The 17091-nt window shown below is 32.7% G+C and carries 10 protein-coding genes and 2 tRNA genes; 3 read left to right on the plus strand and 9 right to left on the minus strand.

The features are described from left to right. Window positions 1–55 precede the first annotated feature (55 nt). On the plus strand, window positions 56–1282 hold the full coding sequence (gene hflX / locus GCQ56_RS00460; protein WP_152732430.1) for a GTPase HflX: 1227 nt from the start codon (window positions 56–58) through the stop codon (window positions 1280–1282). A gap of 127 nt (window positions 1283–1409) precedes the next feature. Here hflX and GCQ56_RS00465 read toward each other — a convergent pair whose 3' ends face one another. Then, window positions 1410–2399: an aspartate-semialdehyde dehydrogenase gene (locus GCQ56_RS00465; RefSeq protein WP_152732431.1), complete on the minus strand. Its 990-nt coding sequence runs from the start codon at window positions 2397–2399 to the stop codon at window positions 1410–1412. A 95-nt stretch (window positions 2400–2494) separates the two neighbouring features. Between GCQ56_RS00465 and GCQ56_RS00470 the strand changes: the two genes are divergently transcribed. Next, window positions 2495–9583, plus strand: coding sequence for a lamin tail domain-containing protein (locus GCQ56_RS00470; protein WP_152732432.1), 7089 nt, complete (start codon window positions 2495–2497; stop codon window positions 9581–9583). A 193-nt stretch (window positions 9584–9776) separates the two neighbouring features. On the opposite strand, the gene lpxK is transcribed toward GCQ56_RS00470, so the two are convergent. Next, a complete protein-coding gene (lpxK, locus tag GCQ56_RS00475; protein ID WP_152732433.1) occupies window positions 9777–10904 on the minus strand; it encodes a tetraacyldisaccharide 4'-kinase in 1128 nt (375 codons plus the stop codon). 216 nt (window positions 10905–11120) lie between these two features. After that, window positions 11121–12914: a signal peptide peptidase SppA gene (gene sppA / locus GCQ56_RS00480; protein WP_152732434.1), complete on the minus strand. Its 1794-nt coding sequence runs from the start codon at window positions 12912–12914 to the stop codon at window positions 11121–11123. Between the two features lie 193 nt (window positions 12915–13107). Here sppA and folK point away from each other — a divergent pair, with 193 nt between their 5' ends. Continuing rightward, window positions 13108–13596, plus strand: coding sequence for a 2-amino-4-hydroxy-6-hydroxymethyldihydropteridine diphosphokinase (folK, locus tag GCQ56_RS00485; RefSeq protein WP_152732435.1), 489 nt, complete (start codon window positions 13108–13110; stop codon window positions 13594–13596). 48 nt (window positions 13597–13644) lie between these two features. On the opposite strand, the gene upp is transcribed toward folK, so the two are convergent. The 6 genes from upp to GCQ56_RS00515 form a co-directional block, all read right to left on the minus strand. Continuing rightward, entirely contained in the window at window positions 13645–14301 is a 657-nt protein-coding gene (gene upp / locus GCQ56_RS00490; RefSeq protein WP_152732436.1) for a uracil phosphoribosyltransferase, read from the minus strand. A gap of 98 nt (window positions 14302–14399) precedes the next feature. Then, complete coding sequence (gene radC, locus GCQ56_RS00495) at window positions 14400–15095, minus strand: DNA repair protein RadC (RefSeq protein WP_152732437.1); 696 nt, start codon at window positions 15093–15095, stop codon at window positions 14400–14402. 121 nt (window positions 15096–15216) lie between these two features. Beyond that, window positions 15217–15468, minus strand: coding sequence for a 30S ribosomal protein S20 (gene rpsT / locus GCQ56_RS00500; protein ID WP_152732438.1), 252 nt, complete (start codon window positions 15466–15468; stop codon window positions 15217–15219). A gap of 27 nt (window positions 15469–15495) precedes the next feature. Next, window positions 15496–15570 (minus strand) — tRNA-Glu (locus GCQ56_RS00505). A 59-nt stretch (window positions 15571–15629) separates the two neighbouring features. Beyond that, window positions 15630–15701: transfer RNA gene (locus GCQ56_RS00510), tRNA-Glu, on the minus strand. Between the two features lie 231 nt (window positions 15702–15932). Next, a complete protein-coding gene (locus GCQ56_RS00515; RefSeq protein ID WP_152732439.1) occupies window positions 15933–16874 on the minus strand; it encodes a hydrogen peroxide-inducible genes activator in 942 nt (313 codons plus the stop codon). Window positions 16875–17091 lie beyond the last annotated feature (217 nt).

Here is a 17091-nt window from a genome sequence, read left to right on the forward strand (position 1 = left end):
AAGAATTTATGGAATAAATGAAAGTTGTTAGTTTTTAATTTCCTAAATTGATTAAATGGGAGACTACCTTACTACGAAGAGAGAAACGGAAAAAGCAGTTTTGATTGGTGTAATTGATCAATCAAAAAATATGACTGCCCAAGAGGTTGATGAATATCTTGCTGAATTAGATTTTTTAGCTTTAACAGCAGGAGCAACAACAATAAAAAGATTTACTCAAAAATTAGATTATCCTAATCCTAAAACCTTTGTTGGAACAGGAAAATTGGATGAAATAAAGAGATTTTTAGAAGCTGATGATGAAGTTGGATTGGTGATTTTTGATGATGAATTGTCTCCAACGCAACTTCGTAATGTTGAGCGGATATTAGAAAGAAAAGTGCTGGATAGAACCAATCTAATTCTTGATATTTTTGCAAGTAGAGCACAAACTGCGCATGCAAAAACACAAGTAGAATTGGCTCAGTATCAATATTTGTTACCGCGTTTAACACGAATGTGGACTCACCTTGAGCGCCAGCGAGGTGGTATTGGAATGCGTGGTCCAGGAGAAACTCAGATCGAGACTGACCGAAGAATAATTTTAGATAAAATTTCTAAATTAAAGCAAGATCTTGTTAGGATTGACAAACAAAAGGCAACTCAAAGAAAGAATCGTGGTAAATTGGTTCGTGTAGCTCTTGTTGGTTACACAAATGTTGGGAAATCAACTATCATGAATATGTTGAGTAAATCAGAAGTGTTTGCTGAGAATAAGCTGTTTGCGACTCTGGATACAACTGTTCGTAAGGTGGTTATTCAAAATGTTCCATTCTTGTTAGCAGATACTGTTGGGTTCATTAGAAAACTTCCTCACCATCTGGTTGAATCGTTCAAATCTACCCTTGATGAGGTACGAGAAGCTGACGTAATACTTCATGTTGTGGATATTTCTCATCCTAATTTCGAAGATCATATTAAAGTGGTAAATGAAACCATGGCTGAGATTGATAAACAGGAGAAACCAAGATTTTTGGTCTTTAATAAGATTGATGCATTTACATACGTAAAGAAAGATGAGGATGATCTTTTGCCAAAAACACGAGAAAATTATAGTTTGGATGAATTAAAACAAATGTGGATTGCCAAGGGAGAAACTCCTTGTTTGTTTATTTCGGCTATAGAAAAGGAAAATATTGAAGAGTTTAGAGAGAAAGTTTATGGTGTAATTCGTGAAATTCACTCGGCTAGATTTCCTTACAACGATTTTCTTTATCAGGATTATTCTAACTTAATGGATTAGTTTAAATTATTGATAATTTGGAATGTAGCTTTGCTTTAAGTTAACATGCGAACTCTTATGTATCTAATTGTTCGTATGGTTATTCGCATAAAAAACCCGATGATTTGCATCGGGTTTATTTTTTGTTTTAAACTAGTTCATGTTTGGCTAGATATTCTGCAATTTGAACAGCATTAGTAGCAGCACCTTTTCTTAGATTATCAGCAACAACCCACATATTTAGTGTGTTTGGATTTGAGAAATCTCGTCTAATCCTACCAACAAAAACTTCATCTTTATCGTGAGAATATTTAGGCATTGGATATTCGTTTTCATCCAAATTATCCTGAACTATGATTCCATCTGTTTCACTTAGAATTTTTCTCACATTTTCCAATTCAAAATCTTTCGCAAACTCAATATTTACCGATTCTGAATGACCACCAACAACAGGAACTCTAACAGCTGTAGCTGTAACTCTTATACTATCGTCTTTTAGAATTTTTTTGGTTTCATTAACCAGTTTCATTTCTTCTTTTGTGTAGCCATTTTCGGTAAACACATCACAATGAGGAAGGCAATTCTTATCAATTTCATATGGATAAGCTTTTTCACCTTCAACTCCTGATCTTTCATTTTCTAATTGCTCAACAGCCTTTACACCAGTTCCAGTAATGGATTGATAAGTAGAAATAACCAAACGCTCCATTTTATAATGTTTGTGTAAAGGAGCCAAAGCAACTACCAATTGAATGGTAGAGCAATTTGGATTGGCAATAATTTTATCTTCCTTGCTTAATTCTGATGCATTAATTTCCGGAACAACCAATTTTTTACTCTCATCCATTCTCCAAGCGGAAGAATTGTCCACAACTGTGGTTCCAACTTTCGCAAATTCAGGTGCCCATTTTAAAGAAGTATCTCCACCAGCTGAAAAAATTGCAATTTGTGGTTTTAGATTAATTGCATCCTTCATACCAATTACTTTGTACTTCTTGCCATTAAAGGCAACTTCTTTACCAACAGATCTTTCGCTGGCAACAGGGAATAATTCACTAACTGGAAAATTTCTTTCTTCCAAAACATCCAGTATTTTCTGACCTACAAGACCTGTAGCTCCTACAACTGCAATCCTCATAACATAATAATGCTTTAATTACTTGATTAATAATATGGTTATAGTTAAATTAGCTTTTAGTCAAAAAAGCAAATCAAATTTAATTGTAATTTTCCATGAAAAAAACTCTTTCTCTGAAATTGTTCTTTGTCTTAATTTTACTGGGGAATTGTGGGGTGTATGCTGATGAGATATGGAATAAAGATTTTTCTGACAATTTAAATAAGGGATATTGGGGTACAAATTCCGATTTGTCAGGTGTTACCGATTGGACATTGGATGTTTCCAATTGTATTCTTGAAAATGATGATGATTACGTAAAAGTTGTTGAAACGAGCGAAGGTAGATTTGAAGCTGTAGATTGTGATGGCGAGGCTATTTGGCAAAGTGAGAGTATTGATATTTCTAGCTTTACAAATTGCAGTATCTCCATTGTTGCGGCAGAGACAGGAACCTCAACTAATGATGAAAAATACATTAAATTTTACTACAAGCTAGATGGTGGGGAAGAAATAGCATTGGATAATAATGCGGTAAATATTGGAAATTGGGGAAGTGCTGAAGGAACATGTTCATTTATAAATGGAACAAGTTTGGTAATAGTCGTTCGCATGAACAACCCACTATCAAGCAATAAGGTTTATTTCGATGATATTTTGGTATCTGGAGAACCAATTGTTCCAGAAATGGATGAGTTGACAATACTAAAGTCAACAGATGATCCAATAAATCCACTATTAATAGATACAAAAATTGATACCAAAGAAGAAGCCATTACTTGTTTTAGATTTGCAATCGACGAAACAAGTTCTGCAAGCGATGGAGAACCAACTCGCGTTTCGCGAATGACTTTTTTTAATGAAAATCCTGAAAATTCTTTAAACTGGGAAACTCAATTGGGAGGATTTCTTTTTTCTCATTCAGGATCAGTTATAGAACCTCAAAATACGGTAATAACCAATGATTCGATTTATTTAGATTTTAACGAAGGACAAATAGATGTTCCCGAAGGAGGAAGTTTGATTTTTGATATTAAAGTGTACTTAAATTCAAATGTATCGTTGAATGAAAATCAAACAATTCAGTTGAAGATTGGTGAGTATGCGAATGGTTTTAATGTTTATAGTGGAGGTTCAGGATTTAGTTCATCCAATGGAGAAATATCTTCGAATATTCATGCGATTTCTGTTGATGCTGAGGTTTTAGAATTTACAGAAATCCCATTTGAGATTGTACGAAATCAATATTTTTCAGTAAAATCTGAAGCAACTGATGTATTTGGAAATCTAGATGTTGATCAGCAAAACATAGTAAACTTAAGTCTTAATAGTGGAACGGGAATTTTACGTTCAAATACTATTCTTGAAAAACCGTTAAAAAATGGATTTGTAGTTTTTGATTCTTTGCAATATGAAAATATAGAAAGCATAAGTTTAAAACTAATAGGTGAAGATTTAAAAGAAGTGATTTCTGATGAAATATTGGTATTGAATACATTTGATTCGAATGTGATTCAATCGGTATGGACACCTTCAAACACAACAATCTCATCAACACAAGTTACAAAAGATGATCTTTTTGAAATATTTCGATTTACAGTTGTTGATGGAGGTGATGATGGGCTACCTACTATTTTAAATAAAATGCTCATTAAAACTTCAAATGCCAATCAGGTTGATTTGAAGAAGAGCATTGAAAAAGTTTTTATACAAAATGCAGAAAAAGAACTAAAAGCTGATATTGAGATATCGAAAGATGAATTGATAATAAGTTTTGGTGAAGATGAAATAGGGAGAATTATTGAAAGCGAAGGAGCGTCGGATTATTCCTTATTTGTCTATCTGAAAGAGGGAGAAACCATTGATGGAGAGAAGCTTCAGTTGAAAATAGAGCAATCTTCGGCAGAATGGGAGACTTCAATTGAAGGAAGTGGTCTGAAATTTGAATTTTCAGAGGTGATTATTGGACCAGAATTTATTACCGAAGTTGAAGCTGTAAGAATGCGATTTGTAGAATTGCCTGATTATGTGCCATTTCAAAATGAATTTCAGATCGAAATTGAATTGGTTGACGAATATGAAAATCGAGATATCAATTCTGATGATGAAATTGAACTTAGTTTGGCATCAGGTAATGGTGATTTGAGTTCTGTATCAGGATTAAATAAAACGAATGAAGGAGGTGTATATATTTGGAGTGATTTAATTTATAGTAAGGCAGAGATTTTTAATTTACAAGCGGAATCTGATGGGTTTAGCACCATTTTAAGCGACAATATTTCTTCTGTAGATAATGATTCAGAAATCATTTTTTCAAGTCACAATCCAGCTCTTAAATTGAATCCTCTTGCTGTAAGTGATGAACTTTCACAGAGCGTACTAAAATTCAAGATTGTAGATTCAGGTTCTAATGATGACCTACCAACTATTTTAAATACGCTTAAATTCCATAAGGAAATTACTACGAATGATCTGAATTGGAACAAACACATTGCTGGTGCTATTCTCAAACAGAATAATATTGTCTTTGCTAAAACAAGCGATATAAATTCGAATTATATTCGATTCAATTCATCAAATGGACTTATTGAAATTCCCAATTCTACTGAATTAGAGTATGAATTGGCAATTTATTTCAGAAAAAGCCAATTGCCAGATAATGCAACGGTTCAAATAAGTATTCCAAAAGAGAATTTTGCTTGGAAAACAGGAAATCATAGTTCAGAACTGGTTGATGTATTAGATCAAAACATTATATCAGCTATTCATGAAGTAGATGTACTTGCGGATAGGTTGAGTATTATAAAAGTTCCTTTTTATATTACAGATAGTTTGGAAATTTTTGATCTTCAGGTTGCTACCTGCGATAAACATCAGAATATTGATTTAGATAAAAATATCTCTTTCGAATTGAAAGCGAATAGTAACGATTTGATTTTTGATGATTCAAATACGGAAACGATAAATGGAATTGCGACTATAGGAGGTATAAATTATTCAGGATCTTCAAATTTTTCCATTACAACTAAATCAGATCTAATACCTGATACTTGTAAGATTTTTGTTGGTACTCCAAGTGTTGATATTCAGGATAATTTTGAGGAATCCTCACTTGAAAATTGGCAAAACACAATGGATTGGAAAATTTCTACTTTCGATCCAATTTTCGGTAATTCATCTTTAAAGCACAACCTAATTAATCAGAGTGGAGAGAGTTATATTGGTGGAGAAGTAAGCAATTGGAATCCGCATTCAGGTACATTACAATGGAGTTTTGTTCTAAGAAATGGAGATTGGGACCCATCATCGGGGAATTATTTTGGATTTAATTTGTTGATGGATAATCAGAATCCAGAGCTATCAGAAATTCGTTATGTCGTTGGTATCAATTATAAAGGTTCCGATGATTTAATTGGTTTATGGAAAATTGTAAAGGATGAATCTCCAGAGTTATTATTTTCTTCAGATTTTAATTGGAACGATTCAGAGGCAGTTGCAATAGCTGTTGATTATGATGCTAGTGGGGAATGGACTTTAAAATACAATCGCATAGGAGAGAATTACAATTGGCTACTTGCAGGTTCGGAAAAATCTTTGATTAATTTGAATTCTCAAAGTTGGTTTTATGCTTTGCAATTTAATTTTGAAACAGCTTCAAGAGCAGGAGAACTTTGGTTCGACGATTTAATTATACAATCTGCAAATACGGAGCCATATGTTCGCGACTATGAAATTATTGGTCAGGATTCTATTTTAATTATATTTTCTGAAGATTTAAATACAGAATTGACTTTACTACCTAACAAGTATAAAATCTTTCGTAATGATAAGGAGTTAGATGATTATTCAATTTCAGTTGGAAAAGATGCTTCTGAGATTGTTATAGTGATGGATGATGAATTTCAAACTGGTAATTACCTTGTTGAATTATTTGATATCACTGATCAGAATGGTTTGGAATGCAAATACGATAGTATAGAATTTGAATATTTCGCTCCTGCTAAATCCTATGATATTGTGATCAATGAAATCATGGCAGATGAAACACCAAGCAATGGTTTGCCAGAATATGAGTACATAGAATTATACAATACAAAAGAACATGCAATATCGGTACAAGATTGGGTTTTGACAATTGGTGAGAAAGAGCTAAAATTAAATTCAGATACGATAAAAGCAAATTCATATCTGATTCTTTGTTCGAATTCTGCAAAGGACGATTTTACAGTGTATGGAAATGCTTTGGGCGTTAGCAGTTTTTCAGGTTTAACCAATGCAGGAACTAGTATTAGCCTAAGATCTACTGAAGGCATATTACTCGATTCAATTTCGTATTCAATTGATTGGTACAAATCTGATGAAAAGAATAATGGTGGCTGGTCACTGGAACGAATTGATCCAATGAATACTTGCAGTAGTTTTGGAAACTGGTCAGCCTCCGATTTAGAAATAGGAGGAACGCCAGGTACGCAAAATTCGATATTGTCTGAAAATTTAGATCAGAAACTTCCACAGGTATTATCATTTAATTTGATTTCCAAGAATCAAATTTCAATTGAATTTGATGAGTTCATGGATTCAAAATCATTAATTAAATCAGAAAACTATTCAGTTGCAGACAATGAATTAAAACAATTGGAGAAATTATCTTCAAAAAAAGTAGCATTGAGTTTCGAGAAGGATTTTCAAGATGGAATTGAACAGCAGCTTGTATTAAATAACTTGTTGGATGAATGTGGAAATGTATTGGATACTACTTTAAGCTTTATTAGATATGATGTACATGAGTATGATGTTGTAATAAATGAAATCATGGCAGATGAGAATCCGACGAATGGTTTGCCGGAACATGAGTACATAGAACTATACAATACAAAAGAATATGCAATATCGGTACAAGATTGGTTTTTAACTATTGGTGATAAAGAGCTAAAATTAAATTCAGATACGATAAAAGCTAATTCATATTTGATTCTTTGTTCTAGTTCAGCGACAGAGGATTTTACAGTGTATGGAAATTCTTTGGGCGTTAGTAGTTTTTCAGGCTTAACCAATGCTGGCACAAGCGTAAGTATTTTATCGAGAGAAGGAGTTACAATTGATTCTATTACCTATTCAATTGATTGGTACAAATCTGATGAAAAGAAAGATGGAGGCTGGTCATTGGAGAGAATTGATCCGGTGAACACCTGCAGCAGTTTTGGAAATTGGTCAGCATCTATAGCAGAAAAAGGTGGAACACCAGGAACACAGAATTCGATTTGGTCAGAAAATTTAGATTATAAATCTCCACGAGTAGAATCATTTAATCTGATTTCCAAAAATCAAATCTCAATTGAATTTGATGAGTATATGGATTCAAAATCAGTAGTTACATTAGAAAATTATTTAGTTGCAGATAATGGATTAACTCAAATAGAGAAATTATCTCCACAAAAAGTAGCATTGAGTTTCGAGATGGATATTCAAGATGGAATTGAGCAGCAGCTTGTATTAAGCAACTTGTTGGATGAATGTGGAAATGTATTGGATACTACTTTAAGCTTTATTAGATATGATGTACATGAGTATGATGTTGTGATAAATGAGATCATGGCAGATGAGAATCCGACGAATGGTTTACCAGAATACGAATATTTAGAGCTATACAATACGCAAACTCACGATCTTTCAGTAAAGGATTGGATCGTAAAAATTGGAGAGAAAGAGCTCAACTTGGAAGCAGATACCATAAAGGCAAATTCATATCTCATTCTATGTTCAAACACGGCGATAGAGGATTTTTCCAACTATGGAGATGTACTTGGCGTAAGCAGTTTTTCAGGATTAACCAATGCGGGCACAACTATTAGTCTTAAATCTGCTAATGACATATTGCTTGATGCAATTTCTTATTCAAATGATTGGTATAAAGATGATAATAAAGATGAAGGAGGTTGGTCACTGGAGAGAATTGATCCAATGAATACAACTTGGCAGACCCCAAATTGGGCTGCATCTATTAATATTATTGGAGGAACACCAGGTTCTATCAATTCAATTTTTAAAGAAAATAAAGATGTAAATTCACCAGTTCTTGAAAAATTAATTGTGAGTTCTGCAAATTCGATTCAATTAAATTTTTCGGAACCAATGTTTCTGAATGAAATTAAGAATTTACAAAATTTCACTTTGTCAGAATCTGGGCAGCATCCAATAAGTGTTGTAAATGTTGAGAATTTAGGAATTTTGTTCGAGCTAATATTTCAAGATAATTTTGTTCCAAATTTAAAATATGAACTCAGTATTGATCAAAAAGTGACAGATTTGGCACAGAACCCACTTTCAAAGGATGTTTACGAGTTTTGGATCCCATCAAAAATTCAAGCAGGTGATGTGGTCATCAATGAGGTGCTTTTTAATCCGCTTTCGGGAGGTGCAGATTACGTTGAATTGTACAATACTTCAGATAATATTCTGGATTTATCTAAATCATATCTTGCTAAAAGAGATGAGAATTATTTACTAATCGATAGTGTGAAAATTTCGGATGAGCAATTAATTCTTAGACCTCAAAATTATATTTTATTGACTGCAGATACTCTGAATGTTCGCGAGAACTATTACACAAATGATTGGAATGTATTTAAGAAATGTAATCTTCCAAGTTATGGTGATAAATCGGGTAGAGTGGTTTTATTATCAGAAACTGATCTTATTGATGATTTTGCTTACGATGAAAAAATGCACTTTAGTTTATTGGCATCAGTGGAAGGAGTAGCATTGGAGCGTATTAATCCAAAGAATAAAACAAATAGTACTTCCAATTGGCAGTCGGCTGCACAGAGCATAGGTTACGGAACTCCTGGAGTGGAGAATTCTGTTTTTAGTGATGAAAAAATGCTTGATAATGAAGTTAGTTTGTCCAATAAAATTTTTTCTCCTGATAGTGATGGACAAAACGATCGACTCTATATCAATTTTAATTTGAAGGATGATGGATTTGTAGTTAACGTTAGAATTTATAATTCGATAGGTAAAGAAGTGCGGAAATTGGCTAACAAGTATTATTTGGCAATGGAGGATAAGATTTATTGGGATGGACTAAATTCAAGCAAAGAAAGACTTCCAATAGGTATTTACCTTGTATATATCGAGCTGTTTAATTCAAAAGGAGATGTGAAAACTTTTAAAAAGACATGTGTTTTAGGAGGGAAATTTAACTAGTATATATAGAATTTAAAAAAATGAAAAAACTATTGATCATTCATCTTGAATTTTGTAACTTGATGATGCATAGCGTATTTAAGTAATAAAATTTAAATATTGGCTATAAGCCAAATTGCTTTAGCAATAGCTGTTAATTAATGTAGTGGTTAATTAAATGGTAGAGTAAAAGGGGAATGTGAATTCCCCTTTTTTATATTGAATCAGTTTCTATGTTATGCAAATTACTTGAGCGTTTATTTTTTCGGACATAGTTCAAAATTTGATTGTCGAATAGGGCTTTATCCTCATTTAAGAATTTAATTCGCAGAGGCACGTAAAAAAGATGCTTTTTAAGTGTTTCATGTTTAATATTCATATCAAAAATTCGCGTTGCATCTTTTTCGGTAGTAATAATAATTTTATTTTCCCCTTCTAACTCTTCAAATCGCTTTTCAATTTGAGCAATATCTTTATGGTTGAAATCATGATGATCTGGAAAGTGTATTTCATCAATTACATCTGAAAAATTATCCAAATATTCCTTTAATGGTTTCGGATTGGCAATACCGGTAACCAATAAAATTGAGAAGTTTTCTTTTCCCCAATCCTGGTTGATTATATTTATTGCATTTTTACTAAAAACTGGTTGTAAACTAGAATAGTCCAAGCAAGTGAAATACAATTTTTGATACGGTAGAATATTTAACTCTTTTACAAAAATTCGTCTTTCTATGGGAGTCATATTTGCGGGAGCTTTGCTCACTATAATAATATTGGCTCTCGACCTCTCATCAGAACTTTCCCGTAATCTGCCATAAGGTAAGATATAATCTCGCGTTATTGGACGATTGTAATCGATAAGAAGAATAGACAGACCGGGTTTGATATATCTGTGTTGAAATGCATCATCCAGAAGTATTGCACTTAAATCGTTACCATGTTCAGTTTGTAATAGACTTTTGACACCATTCACTCTATTTTTATCAACGGATACAAAAATATCTGGGAATTTTCGTTTGATTTGCATGGGTTCATCGCCAATTTGCGATGCTGTTGCATTTTCATCAGCCAAAATAAAACCTTTCGATTTTCTTTTGTATCCCCGGCTTAAAGTTGCCAATTTGTAATCATCATTTAAAAGAGTGATCAGATATTCGATATGTGGAGTTTTACCAGTGCCACCAACTGTTATATTTCCTACTGAAATTATAGGAATTTTAAATTCTGTGCTTGATAAAATATTAATATCGAAGAGAAAATTGCGAAAAGCAACAATTAATCCGTAAAGTAAACTAAACGGTAATAGTAAGCCTTTTAAAAAACGGGATAGTGCTTTCATTCGATCCTTAAGTTTAGCCGTAAAATCAATTTTTCAGTTGATTTTAGATGTCTTTGTGGTAATTTATACATTAATAAATGTACAGAAATATTTGTTAGGATTTAAATCGAATTAAATATGACAATAATTTTTTATTAAGGAACTAAGCAATCAGACTTAATTGCATAAAAAAATCCTCAATTGCTTGAGGATTTTTTTATTTGATTTGAAAGATTTTTAGTTTAATTCTATTTCATAAGGGATACGTGCCTGAATACCACCTAAATCGATTAAATTTTGTGCTTTATCATAGAATCTGTAAGAGTCACCTAACTCATTTTTTAGAATTCTAATTTTTGCTTCTCCTGTAAGATCTTTAATCATTTTTTGAACAGGATCTTCTTGCTTAGGAAGGGAAACTAATCTGTATTCTTCCAAACCAGCTTTTTCTTTTGCAATTTCTATAGCAGTTTCCAATCCACCTAAAACATCAACTAGACCTTTTTCTTTTGCATCAATAGCATTCCAAACTCTACCTTGAGCAACTTCATGAATAGCTTCTCTTGTACTATTTCTTCCTTCAACTACTCTTGATAGGAATGTTTCGTAACCATCGTTAATGATTTCCTGTAAAATTGCTTTCTCTGTAGGAGTAAAGTTTCTTGAAGAAACAGGTAACATTAATGGGTATCCACCACCAAAAGCAGAGTGTTTATTAGTTCCATATGCATCCGTAGTAAATCCAATCTTATTTTTAATTAACTCTTCACCAGAAAAGAACAATCCATAAATTCCAATAGATCCCGTAATGGTATTTTTATCAGCTACAATTGTATCGGCAGGACAAGCAATGTAATATCCGCCCGAAGCAGCAACATTACCCATTGATGCAATTACCGGTTTTTCTTGAGAAGCCAATTCTACTTCTCTCCAGATAATATCAGATACCAGTGCACTTCCACCAGGAGAATTTACACGTAATACAATCGCTTTAATTGTTGAGTCTCGGCGTGCTTTACGAATTGTTTTTGCCAGATCAGGACCAATTGAAGTTTCACTTTGTTCCATTCCAATTCCACCAGTAGCATAAACAATGGCAATTTTATTTTTAGAGAATTTTTTCTCAGCATCAGGAGATTTTGAATAATCAGAAACACTAATAAATCTTAGTTTTTTATCCTCTTTGATATCTGTCAGTTGACGCAATTTAGCATTCATCTCATCCTGATAAATTACTCCATCAATTAAATTATTAGCTTTTGCATCAACTGCTTTACGGATTGCGAAATCATCGATAAGCTGATTTAATTTTTTAACAGATATGTTTCTTTCCTCTGAAATACCAGTAAGAATTTGATTCCAAATTGCTCCAACGTAAGCCATGGTTTGTTCACGACTCTCATCGCTCATATCATCTCTAAAAAATTGCTCGGTTGCTGATTTGTATTTTCCAACACGAATAACTTGCGCTTCAACACCTATATTTTTTAGAAATTTCTTGTAAAAAGTTCTTTCTCCTCCCATACCAACAATAAACAAGCTAGCTTCAGGATTTAAGAAAATACTATCGGATACAGAAGTTAGATAATAAGTTTTTTGAGAGTAACCATAGTTGTTATAACTCACAATGAACTTCCCTGTTTCTTTAAAATCCTTTAATTTATTACGTACCTCTTCAATAGAAGCCATTCCGCCAAAATTGGCTGAAATTCCACTGATATTTAGATAAATTCCTTTGATGTTATCATCGGTTTTTGCTTTTTCGATGCTTTCTAGAATGGTATTTAAACCAATGCTTGATTTATCGCTCATGCCAGGAATATCAAATCCATCAAAAGGATTGTCAGTACCTCTATCTGCAAGTTGTTTGTTTAGTTTAATTTCAAGAATACTCTTGTTTTTAACAACAACAGGTTTATCTGCGCTTGAAGCAATACCTACTAACATCATTATTCCTAAAAAAAGAAGGAGAATTCCACCAAGAATAACTCCTAGGATAGAAGCAAATGTAAATTTGAAGAAACTTTTCATGAATCTATGTATTTGAAATGAATATTCGATACCAAGTCATTCTATTTAATAAATGACATAATATTTATGTAAATTTTGTTTAAAACAAATATATCTAATTAAGATGATATTGTTTTTATGGCATCACGATTTTTCGATGTATATTTTGTTTGAACAGATTTCTTTGTTTCTTTTACCGATCAAATGAAAAATAATGGCAAAAGTATATTTCTTAATTGGTGGTAACCTTGGTAATAGAGAACAAATTCTTAAAGATACTGCAGAACACTTGAATGAAAAGGTTGGAGAAATCTATTTAATTTCATCCATTTATGAAACTGAACCATGGGGATTTGAACATGAATTGAGTTTTTTGAATCAGGTTGTTGTATGTGAAACAACTTTATTACCCATTGAGGTTTTAAATAGTACACAGGAAATTGAACTGAATCTGGGACGTGTTCGTAAAAAAAATCGGTACAGTGAACGAACAATAGATATTGACCTGTTATTCTACGATGATTTAATCATGGATACGGAGAGATTAGAATTACCACATCCTAGAATGGGAGAGAGGATGTTTGCTCTGGCACCATTATCGGAAATTATTCCGGAATTCATTCATCCGATTAGCTTCAAAACAGTTCAAACAATGAAAACTGAATGTGAAGATACTTCAGTAGTTACCATATTTAACTCATAAAAAAAGACTGCCATTTGGCAGTCTTTAATATATAATTTGGATTATTTTCTATCCTAATTTTGGTCCGAAAGCTAAATCTCCAGCATCTCCACAACCAGGAACGATATATGATTTAGAATTTAATTCTGCATCAACAACACCATTCCAAATGGTAATATTTTCTTCAGGAAGATTGTTTTTGATGAAATCGACACCTTGTTGGCTTGCAATAACAGATACAATATGTACATGTTTCGGAGTTCCTTTTGTTAGCATCGCTTTATAGGCTAGCTCCATCGAAGAACCAGTTGCTAACATAGGATCAGCTAGGATTACAATTTTTCCATCGATAGAAGGAGATGAGATGTATTCAAAATTAATTGTGAATTTTCCATCTTCGGTATGCTTACGATATGCTGAGATAAAAGCATTTTCCGACTTGTCGAAATAATTTAATAAACCATTGTGCAAAGGAAGACCAGCTCTTAAAATAGAAGCGACTACCACTTCATCTTTAGGAAGAGAAGTTTTTGCAGTTCCCAGTGGAGTTTCTACTGACTGCTCTGCGAAATCTAAAGTTTTACTGATTTCATAGGCATAAATTTCTCCAACTCTTTCAAGATTTCTCCTAAAACGAAGAGGATCATTTTGAACGTTAACGTCTCGGATTTCAGCTATAAATTGGTTAAAAAGGGAGTTGTTTTCTCCTAAAGTATGGATCACCATGTTATTGTATCATTTAAAAATTAGCTGAGCGCAAATATAGCCATATTTCAAGAATATTAAAGCAGTAAATAAGGAAAAAAATAAAAAGCTAATTGATTCTAAATTAGACCTTCATCGGCAAAACTGTAATATTGATTATCGCCAATAATTATGTGATCTAAAATGTCTATATTCATCAGTTTAGCAGCCTCTTTCGCTTTGTTCGTGATATCTTTATCGGCAGCAGAAGGTGATAGATTTCCGGATGGATGGTTGTGGCATAAAATTAGATTTACAGCTTCAAGTTGTAGAGCATCTTTTAAGATTAAACGAATATCGAAAACTGTACCAGTAATTCCGCCTGATGACACGTTTTTAATTTCGACAATTTTGTTGGCTCTATTCATAAACAGAACCCAAAATTCCTCGTGTCCGATATTTTCTACATAAGGAAGGAATAATTCGAAGGCATCCTGACTACAGCTTACTTTTTGTTTTTGTTTGCTTTGAAAAGCTCTCTGTCTTCTTCCTAATTCAAGTGCAGAAATAATAGCAATGGCTTTGGCTTCCCCAATTCCACGAATTTTCATTAAATCGTGAATGGATTTTTTTGCCAAATTATTAAGATCATTATTGCAAGAGGAAAGTATGGATTTGGAAAGTTCTACTGCAGATTGGTTTCGATTACCACTGCCTATAATTATTGCCAGAAGTTCGGCTGAAGATAAACTTTTAACACCATTGTACATTAATTTTTCTCGCGGGCGATCTTCAAGTGCCCAGTCTTTAATGCTTAGTTTATTATACTCTTCCATAGTTATTTGTGCAAATACTTAATTAAAGTTATGAATTTGCTCAAACAATACAAATATGAAATAGGTACATGCCAAAAAAGGGTCCTCAAATGAGAACCCTTTATAACAGAGTTATAGTGTCTTAAAGCTTGTTAACGTGTGAAGCTAATTTAGATTTCAAGTTAGCAGCTTTGTTCTTATGAATCACATTGATTTTTGCAAGCTTATCTAACATTGCAGTAACCTCTGGAAGTAATTCATTAGCAGCTTCCTTATCTGAAGTAGCACGTAACTTTCTTACAGCATTTCTAGCAGTCTTAGCAAAATACTTATTGTGTACTCTTTTCTTTTCAGACTGTCTAATTCTTTTAATTGCAGATTGATGATTTGCCATCTCTTAAAGTTATCTAAATTATTATCTTGGTAGTCCGTACGGGAATCGAACCCGTGTTACCAGAATGAAAATCTGGCGTCCTAACCCCTAGACGAACGGACCATTGGTTTATTAATACACAACAAATATAATTTAACATTTAATTTGCTGCGAAATCTTAGTAGTCCGTACGGGAATCGAACCCGTGTTACCAGAATGAAAATCTGGCGTCCTAACCCCTAGACGAACGGACCATCTAATTTTTCAGAGCTGCAAAGATAATTCTTTTTTTTGTTTCCACAAATACTTTGCAATATTTCTCTTTTGTTTTTGCTAGCGAATGTTTGAGTTTTTAAGGCTCATCTTTTTTTCTTTAGCGATGCAAAGTAAATTATAATTCTTTAAACCCACAATACTTTTTTTGAAAAAAAACAGACATTTTTTTCATTCTTAAACTAAGTGCTTCAATTTAAGCGAGAAAAAAATTAGCGCCATTCTACAATTGTTCCTCTATCACTATTCAAAAGGCTGTTTGGGATTGTTTTTTGTATGTGTTCGCCCAGTAATTCTAACAATTTATTTTTTGAATAATGTCTGGAATAAACCAAACTTACTTCACGAAGAGGGTGTAAGTTTGAAAATTTCTTTACCTGTTTTAATTTTTCTTCAGGTAAATATTGGGTAGCTAGTTCAGGAATTAAAGTAAAACCACCTTCTCGATCTACAATTTTCATTAATGTCTCTAAAGAGTTACTTTCAAATTCAAATGGCAATTCCTGATGTTGCAAGTCATGCATCTCACATAAATTGATCACCTGATTTCTGAAACAGTGTCCATCTCCAAGCATCCATATTTCAGGAGTAGCAATATCTTTTACTTCTATATGTGATTGTTGCAATAAATTGTGATCCTTGTGTGCGTAAATCATCATTTCTTCGAAAAAGAGAGGACGCTCCAGAATTTTTTCATCTTTGGCAGGTGTAACAAATATACCAACATCAATTTGATCCTTTTTTAAGCTCTTCATGATATCTTCCGAAACCATTTCTTCTACTTCAACCTTAATTGCCGGATATTTTCGAATGTAATCACCTATAAACATAGGAAGTAGAAAAGGAGCGAGAGTTGGAATAATACCAATTTTTAAATTACCTTCAACTGTATTTTTGTGATCTTTAATAATCTCATCAACCTTTTTGGTTTCACCCAGGATAATTCTGGCTTGCTCAATAATACGCTCACCAACATCGGTGGGAATAATTGGTTGCTTAGTTCTATCGAATAATGTTACATCAAGAAATTCTTCTAACTTCTTGATTTGCATACTTAAGGTTGGTTGAGTGATAAAACATTTTTCGGCAGCAGTTGCAAAATGGCGAAAGGTGTCAACAGCAACAATGTATTCGAGTTGAGTAATTGTGATCATGAGATATTTCGTTTGTTTGATTTCAAGCCAAATATAAAAAATATCTATAATATTATAAACAATATTGATTTGATTGATACGAATAAGCTTAGTATATTTGATATAGAAAACAAATAGTAAGTTGGTTTTCACAAAATTACTTACAACACAATTAAAAAATTACCTTTTACTAGGGTTAGTAAAAATAATAGTTTGATAGTTTTTGTTATTTAAGTTT

The sequence above is a fragment of the Marinifilum sp. N1E240 genome (assembly GCF_009295825.1).
Lineage (GTDB): Bacteria > Bacteroidota > Bacteroidia > Bacteroidales > Marinifilaceae > Marinifilum_A > Marinifilum_A sediminis.

Excerpts from the sequence above, each read along its gene's own strand:
- GCQ56_RS00515 (WP_152732439.1), bottom strand. The coding sequence starts at position 16,874 with ATGATCACAATTACTCAACTCGAATACATTGTTGCTGTTGACACCTTT.
- upp (WP_152732436.1), bottom strand. The coding sequence starts at position 14,301 with ATGGTGATCCATACTTTAGGAGAAAACAACTCCCTTTTTAACCAATTT.
- rpsT (WP_152732438.1), bottom strand. The coding sequence starts at position 15,468 with ATGGCAAATCATCAATCTGCAATTAAAAGAATTAGACAGTCTGAAAAG.
- hflX (WP_152732430.1), top strand. The coding sequence starts at position 56 with ATGGGAGACTACCTTACTACGAAGAGAGAAACGGAAAAAGCAGTTTTG.
- radC (WP_152732437.1), bottom strand. The coding sequence starts at position 15,095 with ATGGAAGAGTATAATAAACTAAGCATTAAAGACTGGGCACTTGAAGAT.
- folK (WP_152732435.1), top strand. The coding sequence starts at position 13,108 with ATGGCAAAAGTATATTTCTTAATTGGTGGTAACCTTGGTAATAGAGAA.
- lpxK (WP_152732433.1), bottom strand. The coding sequence starts at position 10,904 with ATGAAAGCACTATCCCGTTTTTTAAAAGGCTTACTATTACCGTTTAGT.
- GCQ56_RS00470 (WP_152732432.1), top strand. The coding sequence starts at position 2,495 with ATGAAAAAAACTCTTTCTCTGAAATTGTTCTTTGTCTTAATTTTACTG.
- GCQ56_RS00465 (WP_152732431.1), bottom strand. The coding sequence starts at position 2,399 with ATGAGGATTGCAGTTGTAGGAGCTACAGGTCTTGTAGGTCAGAAAATA.
- sppA (WP_152732434.1), bottom strand. The coding sequence starts at position 12,914 with ATGAAAAGTTTCTTCAAATTTACATTTGCTTCTATCCTAGGAGTTATT.